Origin of the sequence: Escherichia sp. E2586 (genome assembly GCF_005781105.1) — a bacterium.
In the GTDB taxonomy this organism is placed as follows: Bacteria; Pseudomonadota; Gammaproteobacteria; order Enterobacterales; family Enterobacteriaceae; genus Escherichia.
The window spans coordinates 318,431-335,790 of the sequence record NZ_VATN01000006.1 but is presented as its reverse complement, the minus strand read 5'-3'; the positions used below and the strand labels follow the sequence as shown (position 1 = coordinate 335,790).

Below are 17,360 nucleotides of genomic sequence, written 5' to 3'. Positions count from 1 at the left end.
GTTCTCATACAGGTACCACAAACGTGAAAATCCTTGTTGATGAAAATATGCCTTATGCCCGCGAATTATTTAGTCGTCTGGGGGAGGTGAAAGCGGTTCCGGGGCGTCCAATTCCAGTTGCTGAACTGGATGATGCAGATGCTTTGATGGTGCGTTCGGTCACGAAAGTGAATGAATCTTTACTGGCAGGAAAACCAGTAAAATTTATTGGCACCGCGACCGCGGGGACGGACCATGTCGATGAAGCGTGGTTAAAGCAGGCGGGAATTGGTTTTTCTGCTGCACCTGGCTGCAATGCGATTGCGGTAGTGGAATATGTTTTCTCGTCACTGCTGATGCTCGCCGAACGCGATGGATTTTCACTGCACGAGCGTACCGTGGGGATCGTGGGCGTCGGCAACGTCGGGCGACGGTTACAGGCGCGGCTGGAAGCGTGGGGGATCAACACCTTACTTTGCGATCCACCACGCGCCGATCGTGGGGATGAGGGGGATTTCCGTCCTCTTGATGAACTGGTCGCGCAAGCAGACATTCTGACTTTCCATACGCCACTCTTTAAAGATGGTCCGTACAAAACGCGGCATCTGGCGGATGAAAAACTGATTCGCAGCCTGAAGCCGGGGGCAATTCTGATTAACGCCTGCCGTGGTGCCGTTGTCGATAATACGGCACTGCTGACCTGCCTGAATGAAGGTCAGAAGTTAAGCGTGGTGCTGGATGTCTGGGAAGGCGAGCCAGAACTCAACGTCGAGCTGCTGCAAAAAGTGGATATCGGCACGCCGCATATCGCGGGCTATACCCTCGAAGGTAAAGCGCGTGGCACAACGCAAGTGTTTGAAGCCTACAGCAAGTTTATTGGCCATGAACAGCACGTGGCGTTGGATACATTGCTGCCCGCGCCGGAGTTTGGCCGCATCACGCTGCATGGTCCGCTCGATCAGCCGACGCTAAAAAGGCTGGTGCATTTGGTGTATGATGTGCGCCGCGACGATGCGCCGTTGCGTAAAGTCGCCGGAATACCGGGTGAGTTCGATAAACTGCGCAAAAATTACCTTGAGCGCCGTGAATGGTCGTCTCTGTATGTGATTTGTAATGACGCCAGTGCGGCATCATTACTGTGTAAACTGGGTTTTAACGCCGTTCATCATCCGGCTCGTTAATCTCTTCTTCATGCTCTCTGCTGTAACATAGGCAGGGAGCTTTGCATTTTCTGGAGTAAACCACCATGTCTGAAGGCTGGAACATTGCCGTCCTGGGCGCAACTGGCGCTGTGGGCGAAGCCCTGATTGAAACGCTGGCTGAACGTCAGTTCCCGGTTGGGGAAATTTATGCACTGGCACGTAACGAAAGCGCAGGCGAACATCTGCGCTTTGGTGGTAAGACAATCACCGTGCAGGATGCTGCCGAATTTGACTGGACGCAGGCGCAACTGGCGTTTTTTGTCGCAGGCAAAGAAGCGACCGCGACCTGGGTTGAAGAAGCAACCAACTCAGGCTGCCTGGTTATCGACAGCAGCGGATTGTTTGCTCTCGAACCAGACGTACCGCTGGTGGTGCCGGAAGTAAACCCGTTTGTACTTGCTGATTACCGTAACCGTAATGTCATTGCCGTACCGGACAGCCTGACCAGCCAGCTGCTGGCCTCTCTGAAACCGTTAATCGATCAGGGCGGATTGTCGCGTATTAGCGTTACCAGCCTGATTTCAGCCTCCGCCCAGGGCAAAAAAGCGGTCGATGCGTTAGCGGGGCAGAGTGCGAAATTGCTCAACGGCATTCCGATTGACGAAGAAGATTTCTTCGGACGTCAGCTGGCGTTCAACATGCTGCCGTTACTGCCGGACAGGGAAGGTAGCGTGCGTGAAGAACGTCGTATCGTCGATGAAGTGCGCAAAATCATGCAGGACGAAGGGCTGATGATTTCGGCAAGCGTCGTGCAGGCACCAGTATTTTACGGTCACGCTCAGATGGTCAACTTTGAAGCTCTGCGTCCGCTGGCGGCAGAAGAAGCGCGTGATGCCTTTACCCAGGGCGAAGATATTGTGCTCTCTGAAGAGAACGAGTTTCCTACTCAGGTGGGTGACGCTTCCGGTACGCCGCATCTTTCTGTGGGCTGCGTGCGCAATGATTACGGTATTCCAGAGCAAATCCAGTTCTGGTCGGTGGCCGATAACGTCCGTTTTGGCGGCGCACTGATGGCAGTGAAAATCGCCGAGAAACTGGTGCAGGAGTATCTGTACTAATGTCCGACCAGCAACAACCGCCAGTTTATAAAATTGCGCTGGGCATTGAGTACGACGGCAGTAGGTATTACGGCTGGCAACGGCAGAACGAAGTCCGCAGTGTGCAGGAGAAACTGGAAAAGGCGCTCTCCCAGGTGGCGAACGAGCCCATCACCGTCTTCTGCGCCGGGCGTACTGACGCAGGCGTACACGGCACCGGGCAGGTAGTGCATTTCGAAACCACCGCGCAGCGCAAAGACGCGGCGTGGACATTAGGCGTAAATGCGAATTTACCTGGTGACATCGCTGTGCGTTGGGTTAAAGCTGTACCTGATGATTTTCATGCCCGATTTAGCGCCACGGCTCGCCGTTATCGCTACATCATCTACAATCATCGGCTGCGCCCGGCGGTACTAAGTAAAGGGGTAACCCATTTTTACGAACCGCTGGATGCCGAACGGATGCATCGGGCTGCGCAATGCTTGTTGGGCGAGAATGATTTCACCTCATTTCGCGCGGTGCAGTGCCAGTCCCGAACGCCGTGGCGCAACGTTATGCATATTAACGTCACGCGACATGGTCCTTATGTGGTGGTAGATATCAAAGCGAATGCCTTTGTACATCATATGGTGAGGAATATTGTCGGTAGCCTGATGGAAGTAGGCGCCCACAACCAGCCAGAGAGTTGGATAGCAGAGCTGTTAGCGGCAAAGGACAGAACGCTGGCGGCAGCAACGGCGAAAGCGGAAGGGCTGTATCTGGTTGCGGTAGATTACCCTGACCGATTTGATCTTCCAAAACCGCCAATGGGCCCGCTGTTTCTGGCGGACTAATGAGAATAATGCTCTAAAAATTTCAGGCTGTAGCCAATGCAGTTACAGCCTGAGAAATGAAGAGTACAAGGCATATGCAATTATGGACCTGATTTATTTCCTCATCGATTTTATTTTGCATATTGATGTGCATCTGGCGGAGCTGGTCGCAGAGTACGGCGTCTGGGTTTATGCCATTCTGTTTTTGATTCTGTTCTGTGAAACCGGGCTTGTGGTAACGCCATTCCTGCCTGGTGATTCGTTGCTGTTTGTCGCTGGCGCGTTGGCATCTCTGGAGACTAATGATCTCAACGTCCATATGATGGTGGTACTGATGTTGATTGCTGCAATTGTGGGTGATGCGGTCAACTACACCATTGGGCGGTTATTTGGTGACAAACTGTTCAGTAATCCGGATTCGAAAATTTTTCGTCGTAGTTATCTTGATAAGACTCATCAGTTTTACGAGAGACATGGCGGCAAAACAATTATTCTCGCCCGTTTTGTACCGATCGTCAGAACGTTCGCGCCGTTCGTTGCGGGAATGGGTCACATGTCGTATCGTCATTTCGCCGCTTTTAACGTGATTGGTGCACTGTTGTGGGTACTGATTTTTACCTACGCAGGTTATTTCTTCGGCACGCTCCCCTTCATTCAGAGTAACCTTAAACTGATGATTGTTGGCATTATTTTTGTTTCAATATTGCCTGGGGTTTTCGAATTTATTCGTCACAAACGCGCTGCAAAATAAAAAGTAACTCCGCGGTTCGACCACTTTTTTATCCAAAGTTTCGGGCTGTTATGTTTTAATGTGCAACATTCATGGTCTGTTGGGGGCAAAAATGGCATTATGCGTCCCCAAAGATAAAACTGGCATCGAACCAGGTTCAGACAGAAAGGTCCCTAATGAGCTGGATTGAACGAATTAAAAGCAACATTACTCCCACCCGCAAGGCGAGCATTCCTGAAGGTGTGTGGACTAAGTGTGATAGCTGCGGTCAGGTTTTATACCGCGCTGAACTGGAACGTAATCTTGAGGTCTGTCCGAAGTGTGACCATCACATGCGTATGTCGGCGCGTAACCGCCTGCATAGCTTGTTAGATGAAGGCAGCCTTGTGGAGCTGGGTAGCGAGCTTGAGCCGAAAGATGTGCTGAAGTTCCGTGACTCCAAAAAGTATAAAGACCGTCTGGCCTCTGCGCAGAAAGAAACCGGCGAAAAAGACGCGCTGGTGGTGATGAAAGGCACTCTGTATGGTATGCCGGTTGTCGCTGCGGCATTCGAATTCGCCTTTATGGGCGGTTCAATGGGTTCAGTGGTTGGCGCTCGTTTCGTGCGTGCCGTTGAGCAAGCGCTGGAAGATAACTGCCCGCTGATCTGCTTCTCCGCTTCTGGTGGCGCACGTATGCAGGAAGCGTTAATGTCGCTGATGCAGATGGCGAAAACCTCTGCGGCACTGGCGAAAATGCAGGAGCGCGGGTTACCGTACATTTCTGTACTGACCGACCCGACTATGGGCGGTGTTTCTGCAAGCTTCGCGATGCTGGGCGATCTCAATATTGCTGAACCGAAAGCGTTAATCGGCTTTGCCGGTCCGCGCGTTATCGAACAGACCGTTCGCGAAAAACTGCCGCCAGGATTCCAGCGCAGTGAATTCCTGATCGAGAAAGGCGCCATCGATATGATCGTCCGTCGACCGGAAATGCGCCTGAAACTGGCGAGCATTCTGGCGAAGCTGATGAATCTGCCAGCGCCTAATCCTGATGCGCCGCGTGAAGGCGAAGTGGTGCCACCGGTGCCGGATCAGGAACCAGAGGCCTGATAACTGATAAGGGCAGGGCCACTGGCTCTGCCCTTTTGCTATTTATTCTCCCCGTAACGAATCAGCGGATACCATGATTATCAAACGCACTCCTCAAGCCGCGTCGCCTCTGGCTTCGTGGCTTTCTTATCTGGAAAACCTGCACAGTAAAACTATCGATCTCGGCCTTGATCGCGTCAGCCAGGTTGCAGCGCGTCTTGGCGTCCTTAAACCTGCACCGTTTGTGTTTACCGTTGCGGGAACTAATGGCAAAGGCACGACCTGCCGTACGCTGGAGTCGATTCTGATGGCGGCAGGGTACAGGGTGGGGGTCTACAGTTCGCCGCATCTGGTGCGTTATACCGAGCGCGTTCGTATACAGGGCAAAGAACTGGCGGAGTCGGCCCATACGGCTTCTTTTGCCGAGATTGAGGCCGAGCGCGGCGATATTTCTCTGACTTATTTTGAATACGGTACGCTGTCGGCATTGTGGTTGTTCAAAGAGGCGCAACTCGATGTGGTGATTCTGGAAGTAGGTCTGGGCGGTCGTCTGGATGCTACTAACATTGTCGATGCTGATGTTGCCGTGGTAACCAGTATCGCGCTGGATCATACCGACTGGCTGGGGCCAGATCGTGAAAGCATTGGTCGAGAAAAAGCAGGGATCTTCCGCAGCGAAAAACCGGCAATCGTCGGTGAACCGGAAATGCCTTACACCATTGCCGATGTAGCACAGGAGAAAGGCGCACTGTTGCAACGTTGTGGCGTTGAGTGGAATTATTCCGTCACTGACCATGACTGGTCATTTACCGATGCTCACGGCACGCTGGCGGGATTACCGTTGCCACTTGTCCCGCAACCGAATGCCGCAACGGCGCTGGCGGCACTGCGTGCCAGCGGCCTGGAAGTCAGTGAAAAGGCAATTCGCGACGGAATCGCCAGCGCAATTTTGCCTGGACGTTTCCAGATTGTGAGCGAGACGCCACGCGTTATTTTTGATGTCGCCCATAATCCTCATGCGGCGGAATATCTTACCGGACGCATGAAAGCGTTACCGAAAAACGGGCGCGTGCTGGCGGTTATCGGTATGCTACATGATAAAGATATTGCCGGAACACTGGCCTGGTTGAAAAGCGTGGTTGATGACTGGTATTGTGCGCCACTGGAAGGGCCGCGTGGTGCCACGGCAGCACAACTGCTTGAGCATCTGGGGAACGGCAAACCATTCGATAGCGTTGCGCAGGCATGGGAAGCCGCAATGGCGGACGCTAAACCGGAAGATACCGTGCTGGTGTGTGGTTCGTTCCATACGGTCGCACATGTCATGGAAGTGATTGACGCGAGGAGAAGCGGTGGCGAGTAAGTTTCAGAATCGGTTAGTTGGCACTATTGTGCTGGTAGCTCTGGGAGTTATTGTGCTTCCAGGATTGCTTGATGGGCAGAAAAAACATTATCAGGATGAGTTTGCAGCGATCCCGCTGGTGCCGAAAGCGGGCGATCGTGACGAACCAGATATGATGCCAGCCGCCACTCAGGCGTTGCCGACACAGCCGCCAGAAGGCGCGGCAGAAGAGGTGCGGGCAGGTGATGCCGCAGCGCCTTCGCTCGACCCGACAACCATTGCGGCCAATAATACCGTGTTTGAACCGGAGCCTGCACCGGTCGCTCCACCGAAACCGAAACCGGTGAATCCGCCTAAGCCGAAGGTTGAAGTGCCGCCCCCGCCGAAGCCAGAACCGAAGCCGGTTGTTGAAGAAAAGGCAGCGCCGACGGGTAAAGCCTATGTTGTGCAACTGGGCGCGCTGAAAAATGCCGATAAAGTGAATGAGATTGTCGGTAAGCTGCGTGGCGCGGGATATCGGGTTTATACTTCGCCGTCAACGCCAGTGCAGGGTAAAATCACCCGTATTCTCGTGGGGCCAGATGCCTCAAAAGATAAGCTGAAAGGATCGCTTGGCGAACTGAAGCAGATCTCTGGTTTGAGCGGCGTGGTGATGGGCTACACGCCGAATTAATACGGTTTTGCCTGATGCGACGCTGGCGCGTCTTATCAGGCCTGTGCTGGAGCAGAACCGTAGGTCGGATAAGGCGTTCACGCCGCATCCGACAATGATTGCCCGATGCCGCAAAGGCATAAAAAGTCGATGGCGTTGAATATTTTTTCAGCGCCATTTTTATTGATGCGCGGGAAGGAAATCCCTACGCAAACGTTTTCTTTTTCTGTTAGAATGCGCCCCGAACAGGATGACAGGGCGTAAAATCGTGGGACACATATGGTCTGGATTGATTACGCCATAATCGCGGTGATTGCTTTTTCCTCTCTGGTTAGCCTGATCCGCGGCTTTGTTCGTGAAGCGTTATCGCTGGTGACATGGGGTTGTGCTTTCTTTGTTGCCAGTCATTACTACACTTACCTGTCAGTCTGGTTTACGGGCTTTGAAGATGAACTGGTTCGAAATGGGATTGCCATCGCGGTACTGTTTATCGCTACCCTGATCGTTGGTGCTATCGTGAACTTCGTGATAGGCCAGCTGGTGGAGAAAACGGGGTTGTCAGGCACCGATCGGGTGCTGGGCGTCTGTTTCGGTGCGTTGCGCGGTGTGTTGATTGTCGCCGCTATTCTTTTCTTTCTCGACTCCTTTACTGGGGTGTCGAAAAGCGAAGACTGGAGCAAATCACAATTGATCCCGCAGTTCAGTTTTATCATCAGATGGTTTTTTGATTATCTGCAAAGCTCGTCAAGTTTCTTGCCCAGGGCGTAAGTGCTCTGAGATGTGGCTTAACGAGGAAAAAGACGTATGTGCGGTATTGTCGGTATCGCCGGTGTTATGCCGGTTAACCAGTCGATTTATGATGCCTTAACGGTGCTTCAGCATCGCGGTCAGGATGCCGCCGGCATCATCACCATAGATGCCAATAACTGCTTCCGTTTGCGTAAAGCGAACGGGCTGGTGAGCGATGTATTTGAAGCTCGCCATATGCAGCGTTTGCAGGGCAATATGGGCATTGGTCATGTGCGTTACCCTACGGCTGGCAGCTCCAGTGCCTCTGAAGCGCAGCCGTTTTACGTTAACTCTCCGTATGGTATTACGCTTGCCCACAACGGCAATCTGACCAACGCTCACGAGTTGCGTAAAAAACTGTTTGAAGAAAAACGCCGCCACATCAACACCACTTCCGACTCGGAAATTCTGCTTAATATCTTCGCCAGCGAGCTGGACAACTTCCGCCACTATCCGCTGGAAGCCGACAACATTTTCTCCGCCATTGCCGCGACTAACCGCCAAATTCGCGGCGCGTATGCCTGCGTGGCGATGATTATCGGCCACGGTATGGTTGCCTTCCGCGATCCTAACGGGATTCGTCCGCTGGTGTTGGGGAAACGTGATATCGACGAGAATCGCACAGAATATATGGTCGCTTCCGAAAGCGTTGCGCTCGATACGCTGGGCTTTGAGTTCCTGCGTGACGTCGCCCCAGGCGAAGCGATTTACATCACTGAAGAAGGGCAGTTGTTTACCCGTCAGTGTGCCGACAATCCAGTCAGCAATCCATGCTTGTTTGAGTATGTTTACTTTGCCCGTCCTGACTCGTTCATCGACAAAATTTCCGTTTACAGCGCGCGTGTGAATATGGGCACGAAACTGGGCGAGAAAATTGCCCGTGAATGGGAAGATCTTGATATCGACGTGGTGATCCCGATTCCGGAAACTTCCTGCGATATCGCGTTGGAAATCGCCCGAATTCTGGGCAAACCGTACCGCCAGGGCTTTGTTAAAAACCGCTATGTTGGTCGTACCTTCATCATGCCGGGTCAGCAACTGCGTCGTAAATCTGTGCGCCGTAAATTGAACGCCAACCGCGCTGAGTTCCGCGATAAAAACGTCCTGCTGGTTGATGACTCCATCGTGCGCGGCACCACCTCTGAACAAATTATCGAGATGGCACGCGAAGCCGGAGCGAAGAAAGTGTACCTCGCCTCTGCGGCACCGGAAATTCGCTTCCCGAACGTTTATGGTATTGATATGCCGAGTGCCACGGAACTGATCGCTCACGGCCGTGAAGTGGATGAAATTCGCCAGATCATCGGTGCCGACGGTTTGATTTTCCAGGATCTCAACGATCTGATCGAAGCCGTTCGCGCTGAAAATCCGGATATCCAGCAGTTTGAATGCTCGGTGTTCAACGGCGTCTACGTCACGAAAGATGTTGATCAGGGCTACCTCGATTTTCTCGATACTTTACGTAATGACGACGCCAAAGCATTGCAACGTCAGAACGAAGTGGAAAACCTGGAAATGCATAACGAAGGATGATGCCTTCACTCAGGGTGCCAGTCTGGCACCCTGACTTGCAACTCCCGCCGAAATCCTGCAAAGTCTGCCTGCAAGTCTGACAGGGCAACTCTCTATGAAACGACTCATTGTAGGCATCAGTGGTGCCAGCGGCGCGATTTATGGCGTGCGCTTATTACAGGTTCTGCGCGATGTCACAGACATCGAAACGCATCTGGTTATGAGCCAGGCGGCGCGCCAGACCTTATCCCTAGAAACGGATTTTTCCCTGCGCGAAGTGCAGGCGTTAGCCGATGTAACTCATGATGCGCGCGATATTGCTGCCAGCATCTCTTCTGGTTCTTTCCAGACGCTGGGCATGGTGATTTTACCCTGTTCAATCAAAACCCTTTCCGGCATTGTCCATAGCTATACCGATGGCCTGTTGACCCGCGCGGCAGATGTGGTGCTGAAAGAGCGTCGCCCGTTGGTGCTCTGCGTGCGTGAAACACCATTGCACTTAGGCCACCTGCGTTTAATGACTCAGGCGGCTGAAATCGGTGCGGTGATTATGCCTCCCGTTCCGGCGTTTTATCATCGCCCGCAATCCCTTGATGATGTGATAAATCAGACGGTTAACCGTGTTCTTGACCAGTTTGCGATAACCCTTCCCGAAGATCTCTTTGCCCGCTGGCAGGGCGCATAACTCTGCTGTTGCCCTGTTTCAGGGCAATTTTGCAACCGCGATCAAATCCTCGACATTTTGTTCCTTCCATTGAATCGAAACGCTGCGATTCAACCGCCATACCTGCTATCTTCAATTTCAGGACAATAATGCAACGTCTTATTAACATATTTTACGTTGAATGTTGCTGCTGTCGGCAAGATGGCATAAGACCTGCATGAACGAGCCTGCAAACACACAACACAATACACAATATAAAAAAGCCATTTCACTTGAGGGTTATGTATGAAGAAGTCGATTCTCGCTCTGTCTTTGTTAGTCGGTATCTCCGCAGCAGCTTCCAGCTACGCGGCGCTGCCGGAGACGGTACGTATCGGAACGGATACCACCTATGCACCGTTCTCATCGAAAGATGCCAAAGGTGACTTTGTTGGCTTTGATATCGATCTCGGTAACGAGATGTGCAAACGGATGCAGGTGAAATGTACCTGGGTTGCCAGTGACTTTGATGCGCTGATCCCCTCACTGAAAGCGAAAAAAATCGACGCTATTATTTCGTCGCTCTCCATTACCGATAAACGTCAGCAGGAGATTGCTTTCTCTGACAAGTTGTACGCCGCGGATTCCCGTCTGATTGCCGCTAAAGGTTCACCTATTCAGCCAACGCTGGATTCACTGAAAGGTAAACATGTCGGAGTGCTGCAAGGCTCCACTCAGGAAGCCTACGCTAACGATACCTGGCGCAGTAAAGGTATTGATGTTGTGGCTTATGCCAACCAGGATTTAGTCTATTCCGATCTTGCTGCGGGGCGTCTGGATGCTGCGTTACAAGATGAAGTCGCCGCCAGTGAAGGATTCCTTAAGCAACCTGCCGGTAAAGAGTTCGCCTTTGCTGGCCCTTCAGTGAAAGACAAAAAATACTTCGGTGACGGTACCGGTGTCGGGCTGCGTAAAGATGATGCTGAACTGACGGCTGCGTTTAATAAGGCGCTTGGCGAACTGCGCCAGGATGGTACTTACGACAAGATGGCGAAAAAGTACTTCGATTTTAATGTCTACGGTGACTGATACGTCGCAGGGAAGCTGCACCTGATAGCGTCATTATCATGGTGCATTATAGGTTTGTTGCACTATCGTGGTGCATTGAAATGCATACTTAAGCAATTTTAATGAAAAATAATACGATTAACGGGCCAGGATATTTTGCCTTGTTGGTCAATTTTATGGCACGATAAGTGTAACAAACCTGTAAATATTCCCTATTAAAAGACTGTCAGTTGAGGACATTATGAAAAAACTGGTGCTATCGCTCTCCTTGGTTCTGGCCTTCTCCAGCGCGACTGCTGCTTTTGCTGCTATTCCGCAAAATATTCGCATCGGTACTGACCCGACTTATGCACCGTTTGAATCAAAAAATTCACAAGGTGAATTGGTTGGCTTTGATATCGACCTGGCGAAGGAACTGTGCAAACGCATCAATACGCAATGTACATTTGTCGAAAACCCGCTGGATGCGTTAATTCCGTCATTAAAAGCGAAGAAGATTGACGCCATCATGTCATCGCTTTCCATCACCCAAAAACGTCAGCAGGAAATAGCCTTCACCGACAAATTGTACGCCGCCGATTCTCGCCTGGTTGTGGCGAAAAATTCCGACATTCAGCCGACAGTAGAATCGCTGAAAGGCAAGCGGGTGGGCGTATTGCAGGGCACGACCCAGGAGACATTTGGTAACGAGCACTGGGCGCCAAAAGGCATTGAAATCGTCTCTTATCAGGGGCAGGACAACATTTATTCTGACCTGACCGCCGGGCGTATTGATGCCGCGTTCCAGGACGAAGTTGCCGCCAGCGAAGGTTTCCTCAAACAGCCAGTCGGTAAAGATTACAAATTCGGTGGCCCGTCTGTTAAAGATGAAAAACTGTTTGGCGTAGGCACCGGCATGGGCCTGCGTAAAGAAGATAACGAACTGCGCGAGGCACTGAACAAAGCCTTTGCCGAAATGCGCGCTGACGGTACTTACGAGAAATTAGCGAAAAAGTACTTCGATTTTGATGTTTATGGTGGTTAATCACCATCGGTGAAAGAAAGCCCGCTCCCTTTGGGTAACCGGAGGGAGACAAGAGGCAGGAAATTCACCACACACGACAGGACAGGCTGCATGTTGTATGGGTTTTCAGGTGTTATTTTACAGGGGGCGCTCGTCACGCTGGAGCTGGCTATCAGCTCTGTAGTGCTCGCTGTAATCATCGGTTTAATTGGCGCTGGCGGTAAGCTCTCGCAAAATCGGCTTTCGGGGCTGATTTTCGAAGGGTACACCACGCTGATTCGCGGCGTGCCGGACTTGGTGTTGATGCTGCTGATATTTTACGGTTTGCAGATTGCGCTAAACGCGGTGACGGAAGCGATGGGCGTCGGACAGATTGATATCGACCCGATGGTTGCCGGTATTATCACCCTGGGTTTTATTTACGGTGCTTACTTCACCGAAACGTTCCGTGGCGCGTTTATGGCGGTGCCGAAAGGACAAATAGAGGCGGCTACGGCGTTCGGTTTTACTCGCGGGCAAGTATTTCGGCGGATTATGTTTCCGGCGATGATGCGTTACGCTCTGCCGGGCATTGGCAACAACTGGCAGGTGATCCTCAAATCTACCGCTCTGGTTTCGTTACTCGGCCTGGAAGATGTGGTGAAAGCCACCCAATTGGCAGGCAAAAGTACATGGGAACCGTTCTATTTCGCCATCGTCTGTGGCGTGATTTATCTGGTTTTCACCACCGTTTCCAATGGTGTGCTGCTGTTCCTTGAGCGCCGCTACTCCGTGGGTGTGAAGAGGGCTGACCTGTGATCGAAATCTTACATGAATACTGGAAACCGCTGTTGTGGACCGACGGTTATCGCTTTACCGGCGTGGCGATTACCCTTTGGTTGCTGATTTTGTCAGTAGTGATAGGCGGAATTCTGGCGCTGTTTCTGGCGATTGGTCGCGTCTCAAGTAATAAATACATCCAGTTTCCAATCTGGTTATTTACCTATATTTTTCGCGGTACGCCGCTGTATGTGCAGTTGCTGGTGTTCTATTCCGGCATGTACACGCTGGAGATTGTTAAAGGGACCGAGTTCCTTAACGCTTTCTTCCGCAGTGGCCTGAACTGTACCGTGCTGGCGCTGACGCTTAACACTTGTGCTTACACCACCGAGATTTTTGCCGGAGCGATCCGCTCGGTGCCGCACGGGGAAATTGAAGCTGCCAGGGCCTATGGTTTCTCGACCTTTAAAATGTATCGCTGCATTATTTTACCGTCGGCGCTGCGTATTGCTTTACCGGCCTACAGCAACGAAGTGATCCTGATGTTGCATTCTACTGCGCTGGCGTTTACTGCCACGGTGCCGGATCTGCTGAAAATTGCCCGTGATATAAACGCCGCGACGTATCAACCTTTTACCGCCTTTGGCATTGCTGCGGTACTCTATTTAATCATCTCTTATGTCCTGATCAGCCTCTTTCGCAGAGCGGAAAAACGCTGGTTGCAGCATGTGAAACCTTCTTCAACGCACTGAGAATACGATGTCCGAGAATAAATTAAACGTTATCGATTTGCACAAACGCTACGGCGAACATGAAGTGCTGAAAGGGGTGTCACTGCAAGCGAATGCCGGAGATGTGATCAGCATCATCGGATCGTCGGGATCGGGGAAAAGTACCTTTCTGCGTTGCATTAACTTCCTCGAAAAACCGAGTGAAGGCTCGATCGTGGTTAACGGCCAGACCATCAATCTGGTGCGCGACAAAGACGGTCAACTGAAAGTCGCCGATAAAAATCAGCTGCGTTTACTGCGCACGCGCCTGACGATGGTGTTCCAGCACTTCAATCTCTGGAGCCATATGACGGTGCTGGAAAACGTCATGGAAGCGCCCATTCAGGTGCTGGGCCTGAGCAAGCATGAAGCGCGCGAGCGGGCGGTGAAATATCTGGCGAAAGTCGGCATAGACGAACGTGCGCAGGGGAAATATCCGGTGCATCTGTCCGGTGGTCAGCAACAGCGTGTTTCCATCGCAAGGGCGCTGGCAATGGAACCAGAAGTTCTGCTGTTTGATGAACCTACATCGGCCCTTGACCCAGAGCTGGTGGGCGAAGTGCTGCGCATTATGCAGCAGCTGGCGGAAGAGGGCAAAACGATGGTGGTGGTAACCCACGAAATGGAATTTGCTCGCCATGTCTCCACACATGTTATTTTCCTCCATCAGGGGAAAATCGAAGAAGAGGGTGCGCCAGAACAATTATTTGGCAACCCGCAAAGTCCTCGTTTGCAACAGTTCCTTAAGGGATCGCTGAAATAATTGCCTCTCCGGTGGCTAATGCTGCCGGAGTATTTTCAAGGCTAATTTGCGAGTTAGCTTCCGTTGAAATGTATATATTGCAGTCCACTTAAAATAGTTCTGAATTCGCTGTCCAGATATAAAAACTGCCTGCTGCCTTGCTTATAAAGGGTGGTTATTGTCTCGTCATCTTAAATTTGAGAGGTGACGGAACGCCATGACCATATCGACAACTTCCACACCGCATGATGCGGTATTTAAATCCTTTTTACGTCATCCGGACACCGCGCGGGACTTTATTGATATTCACCTTCCCGCGCCGCTACGTAAACTTTGTGATTTATCGACGTTAAAACTGGAACCCAACAGTTTTATTGATGAAAACCTGCGACAATATTACTCCGACATCTTGTGGTCAGTGAAAACTGAGGAGGGGATGGGATATATTTATGTCGTCATTGAACACCAAAGTAAGGCGGAAGAATTAATGGCTTTTCGCATGATGCGCTATTCTATTGCGGCAATGCAAAACCATCTTGATGCAGGCTATAAAGAACTACCTTTGGTGATCCCGATGCTGTTTTATCATGGTTGCAGAAGTCCTTATCCTTATTCTCTCTGTTGGCTTGATGAATTTGCGGAGCCTGCTATTGCCCGCCAAATTTATTCATCGGCTTTTCCGCTGGTGGATATTACCGTAGTGCCGGATGACGAGATTATGCAACACCGCAAAATGGCGTTACTGGAGTTAATGCAGAAACATATTCGCCAGCGCGATCTGTTAGGATTAGTCGATCAAATTGTTTCGCTGCTAGTTACAGGGAACACTAATGACAGACAGCTAAAAGCCCTGTTTAATTATGTATTACAAACGGGAGATGCCCAGCGTTTCCATGCGTTTATTGGTGAGATAACAGAACGCGCACCACAAGAAAAGGAGAAACTGATGACCATTGCTGACAGATTACGTGAAGAAGGCGCAATGCAGGGCAAACACGAAGAAGCCCTGCGTATTGCTCAGGAGATGCTGGAGAGAGGTTTAGACCGAGAGTTAGTTTTGACACTGACCCGACTTTCGCCAGACGAGCTTTTGGCGAAAAACCACTAATTCTGAATTACCAGGAACTAACTGGCGGATGTTCGCGGTAAAACACATCAGTGAATAACGTCTGCCAGCGCCTCGTCTAAATCGTACCAGCGAAAAGCGAATCCCGCTTCTTCCAGCCTTTTTGGCAGCGCACGTTGCCCGCCTAATACCAGAACTGAAGATTCGCCCATTAACAGCCGAATAGCGGTGGCGGGGACGCGCATAATTGCCGGGCGATGCAGTGCATGACCGAGCGCGTGGGCAAATTGTTCGTTGCGTACCGGATAGGGGGCAACCATATTAAACGGTCCGCGCAGATCGTTATCCAGCAGCCAGAGAATCCCGTTGACCATATCATCGATATGAATCCAGGCCAGATACTGCCGACCAGAGCCAATGGGGCCACCTAAACCGAGGCGAAACGGCGGCAGCATTTTGCCGAGAATTCCGCCATCTGGTGCCAGCACCACACCGGTACGCAGCAGGCACACACGCGTTTTGTCGCTTTGCGCCCGACAGGCAATTTCTTCCCAGCGGGCGCAGAGTTTATGGGTAAATTCGTTATGCGGAGGCTCTTCTTCGGTAACCACTACTTCACCTAAATCACCGTAATATCCCGCCGCCGAACCAGAAATAAGGACCGACGGTGGCGTGTCGCTGGCGTTAATTAAATCCACCAGTTTTTGCGTAATATTCCAGCGACTTTGGCACAGTCGGTCTTTTTGCTCGCGAGTCCAGCGTTTGTCGGCAATCGGTTCGCCAGCCAGGTTTATTACCGCATCAACGCCGTTGAGGTTGCTTTGATCGGCGAGCCCTTGCCATAGTGTCACTTGAGGGCCGAGGATTGAACTGGCTTTCTGCGTGTTACGCGTCACCACAGTGACCTGATGGCCCAACTCCAGCAAACGCGGGATTAAATGGCGACCAATTAATCCAGTCCCTCCGGTGATCACTATATTCATGCAGCCTCCCGATATGGCGGTTAACGCTGCCAGCTCAAGGTCATTGATACCGAATCGGCGTAGCGCAGCGCGTGCAGTTTATCGATCTCCACTTCAGCATAGGTTACCCAGTGATGTTCTCGTGCGATATCGAGCACATCCTGAGTTAATTTTTCCAGCAAAGAGAAACGGTTATTCTCTACGTGTTGAATGATGTTTTTGGTGACGGTGCGATAGTTCAGCGCGTCATTAATATCTTCACTGGTACGCGCTTTATCGGCGGGGTAGTGGATCGTGACATTGATAACGATATCCTGACGGTTGTTAATCTCTTCGTCCTTAATTCCGATAAATGTACGTAAACGAAGGTTTTTTATACGAATAATAGCGGCAGGTTGTGACATTGCAGGTTCCCTGTTGTTTTACTTAGACTGGAATAATACACGAGAACCTTTCTCAGTTAACTATCTGAGATCTCATCATTCAATTGGGCCTTTAATAGTGATTGTCCGGTGGCTGGGCGCGAACGGATCCGCTCATGCCAGTTCTTCGCTGCCGGGTACATAGCAAGGTCAATCCGCTGACGAGCATATGCATTTACCCACGGCCAACAGGCAATATCCGCAATGCTGTAATCTTCGCCGCCAAGCCAGGGGGCGTTTTCCAGGCGCTTATTGAGTACCTGATACAGACGCTGGGTTTCAACCTGATAACGTTCAATAGCGTAAGGAATAGTCTGTGGCGCAGCATGATTAAAATGATGATTCTGTCCGAGCATTGGCCCCAGGCCGCCAACCTGCCAGAATAACCATTGTAAGGTGGTGGCGCGCTCACGCGGGTCGTGACTTAAAAATAGTCCCGTTTTCTCTGCCAGATACAACAATATTGCACCTGACTCAAAGAGGCTTAACGGTTCGCCGCCATCAGTCGGTGAATGATCAACAATTGCCGGAATCTTATTGTTCGGCGAAATGCGCAAAAACTCCGGGCGAAACTGACAGCCTTTCCCCAAGTCAACCTTAATTAAACGATAATCCAGGCCAGCCTCTTCGAGAAACAGCGTAATTTTGTGGCCATTTGGGGTAGGGGCATAATAGAGATCGATCATTGCAGCTCCGGTTGTCTAATAATCTGAACATCTCAAGTATAGAAACCCGGGAGGCTTGCGTGAGTTTTCATCAAGTAACCGTGGCAAAAAGGCTCTATAGTTTGAGAGCAAGCC

Annotated in this window: 19 protein-coding genes; 16 read left to right on the top strand and 3 right to left on the bottom strand. The window is 51.2% G+C overall.

Annotation, left to right across the window (positions count from 1 at the left end; translation table 11 throughout):
• Nucleotides 1–23: 23 nt before the first annotated feature.
• From pdxB to FEK50_RS06625, 16 genes are all read left to right on the top strand, one after another.
• A complete protein-coding gene (gene pdxB, locus FEK50_RS06700) occupies nucleotides 24–1,160 on the top strand; it encodes a 4-phosphoerythronate dehydrogenase PdxB (RefSeq protein ID WP_131162048.1) in 1,137 nt (378 codons plus the stop codon).
• A 65-nt stretch (nucleotides 1,161–1,225) separates the two neighbouring features.
• A complete protein-coding gene (locus FEK50_RS06695) occupies nucleotides 1,226–2,239 on the top strand; it encodes an aspartate-semialdehyde dehydrogenase (protein ID WP_130207262.1) in 1,014 nt (337 codons plus the stop codon).
• Nucleotides 2,239–3,051 carry a tRNA pseudouridine(38-40) synthase TruA gene (truA, locus tag FEK50_RS06690; protein ID WP_001283597.1) on the top strand — a complete coding sequence of 271 codons (813 nt, stop codon included), beginning with the start codon at nucleotides 2,239–2,241 and terminating at the stop codon, nucleotides 3,049–3,051. Before FEK50_RS06695 ends, truA begins: the two co-directional genes overlap by 1 nt.
• Nucleotides 3,052–3,133: 82 nt before the next feature.
• Nucleotides 3,134–3,781: a DedA family protein gene (locus tag FEK50_RS06685; protein WP_130207260.1), complete on the top strand. Its 648-nt coding sequence runs from the start codon at nucleotides 3,134–3,136 to the stop codon at nucleotides 3,779–3,781.
• 155 nt (nucleotides 3,782–3,936) lie between these two features.
• Nucleotides 3,937–4,851 carry an acetyl-CoA carboxylase, carboxyltransferase subunit beta gene (gene accD / locus FEK50_RS06680; protein WP_064526523.1) on the top strand — a complete coding sequence of 305 codons (915 nt, stop codon included), beginning with the start codon at nucleotides 3,937–3,939 and terminating at the stop codon, nucleotides 4,849–4,851.
• Between the two features lie 73 nt (nucleotides 4,852–4,924).
• Nucleotides 4,925–6,193, top strand: a complete 1,269-nt coding sequence (folC, locus tag FEK50_RS06675) for a bifunctional tetrahydrofolate synthase/dihydrofolate synthase (protein WP_130207258.1) — start codon at nucleotides 4,925–4,927, stop codon at nucleotides 6,191–6,193.
• Nucleotides 6,183–6,845, top strand: a complete 663-nt coding sequence (gene dedD / locus FEK50_RS06670; protein ID WP_131162047.1) for a cell division protein DedD — start codon at nucleotides 6,183–6,185, stop codon at nucleotides 6,843–6,845. The genes folC and dedD overlap by 11 nt, the downstream gene beginning before the upstream one ends.
• Before the next feature lie 258 nt (nucleotides 6,846–7,103).
• On the top strand, nucleotides 7,104–7,592 hold the full coding sequence (gene cvpA / locus FEK50_RS06665) for a colicin V production protein (RefSeq protein ID WP_000262113.1): 489 nt from the start codon (nucleotides 7,104–7,106) through the stop codon (nucleotides 7,590–7,592).
• A gap of 36 nt (nucleotides 7,593–7,628) precedes the next feature.
• A complete protein-coding gene (purF, locus tag FEK50_RS06660; RefSeq protein ID WP_130207254.1) occupies nucleotides 7,629–9,146 on the top strand; it encodes an amidophosphoribosyltransferase in 1,518 nt (505 codons plus the stop codon).
• Nucleotides 9,147–9,240: 94 nt separating this feature from the next.
• Nucleotides 9,241–9,810, top strand: coding sequence for a flavin prenyltransferase UbiX (gene ubiX, locus FEK50_RS06655; protein ID WP_000825700.1), 570 nt, complete (start codon nucleotides 9,241–9,243; stop codon nucleotides 9,808–9,810).
• 264 nt (nucleotides 9,811–10,074) lie between these two features.
• Nucleotides 10,075–10,857, top strand: coding sequence for a lysine/arginine/ornithine ABC transporter substrate-binding protein ArgT (argT, locus tag FEK50_RS06650; RefSeq protein WP_130207252.1), 783 nt, complete (start codon nucleotides 10,075–10,077; stop codon nucleotides 10,855–10,857).
• Between the two features lie 220 nt (nucleotides 10,858–11,077).
• Nucleotides 11,078–11,860, top strand: a complete 783-nt coding sequence (hisJ, locus tag FEK50_RS06645) for a histidine ABC transporter substrate-binding protein HisJ (protein ID WP_131162046.1) — start codon at nucleotides 11,078–11,080, stop codon at nucleotides 11,858–11,860.
• Between the two features lie 90 nt (nucleotides 11,861–11,950).
• Nucleotides 11,951–12,637, top strand: a complete 687-nt coding sequence (hisQ, locus tag FEK50_RS06640) for a histidine ABC transporter permease HisQ (protein WP_130207250.1) — start codon at nucleotides 11,951–11,953, stop codon at nucleotides 12,635–12,637.
• On the top strand, nucleotides 12,634–13,350 hold the full coding sequence (locus FEK50_RS06635) for an ABC transporter permease (RefSeq protein ID WP_000569948.1): 717 nt from the start codon (nucleotides 12,634–12,636) through the stop codon (nucleotides 13,348–13,350). Before hisQ ends, FEK50_RS06635 begins: the two co-directional genes overlap by 4 nt.
• A gap of 7 nt (nucleotides 13,351–13,357) precedes the next feature.
• Nucleotides 13,358–14,131: a histidine ABC transporter ATP-binding protein HisP gene (gene hisP / locus FEK50_RS06630; RefSeq protein ID WP_130260569.1), complete on the top strand. Its 774-nt coding sequence runs from the start codon at nucleotides 13,358–13,360 to the stop codon at nucleotides 14,129–14,131.
• Nucleotides 14,132–14,327: 196 nt separating this feature from the next.
• The gene (locus tag FEK50_RS06625; protein ID WP_131162045.1) at nucleotides 14,328–15,218 is read left to right on the top strand and encodes an Rpn family recombination-promoting nuclease/putative transposase; all 891 of its coding nucleotides are present in this window, start codon (nucleotides 14,328–14,330) and stop codon (nucleotides 15,216–15,218) included.
• A gap of 47 nt (nucleotides 15,219–15,265) precedes the next feature.
• On the opposite strand, the gene FEK50_RS06620 is transcribed toward FEK50_RS06625, so the two are convergent.
• Genes FEK50_RS06620 through yfcG form a run of 3 tightly spaced genes read right to left on the bottom strand, consistent with a single transcriptional unit; the run spans nucleotide 15,266 to nucleotide 17,246 of the window.
• Nucleotides 15,266–16,159, bottom strand: coding sequence for a TIGR01777 family oxidoreductase (locus FEK50_RS06620; RefSeq protein ID WP_130260567.1), 894 nt, complete (start codon nucleotides 16,157–16,159; stop codon nucleotides 15,266–15,268).
• A 20-nt stretch (nucleotides 16,160–16,179) separates the two neighbouring features.
• Entirely contained in the window at nucleotides 16,180–16,542 is a 363-nt protein-coding gene (gene folX, locus FEK50_RS06615; protein ID WP_130207240.1) for a dihydroneopterin triphosphate 2'-epimerase, read from the bottom strand.
• Between the two features lie 56 nt (nucleotides 16,543–16,598).
• Nucleotides 16,599–17,246 (bottom strand): GSH-dependent disulfide bond oxidoreductase, encoded by a 648-nt coding sequence (gene yfcG / locus FEK50_RS06610; RefSeq protein ID WP_130207238.1) that lies wholly within the window; start codon nucleotides 17,244–17,246, stop codon nucleotides 16,599–16,601.
• Nucleotides 17,247–17,360 lie beyond the last annotated feature (114 nt).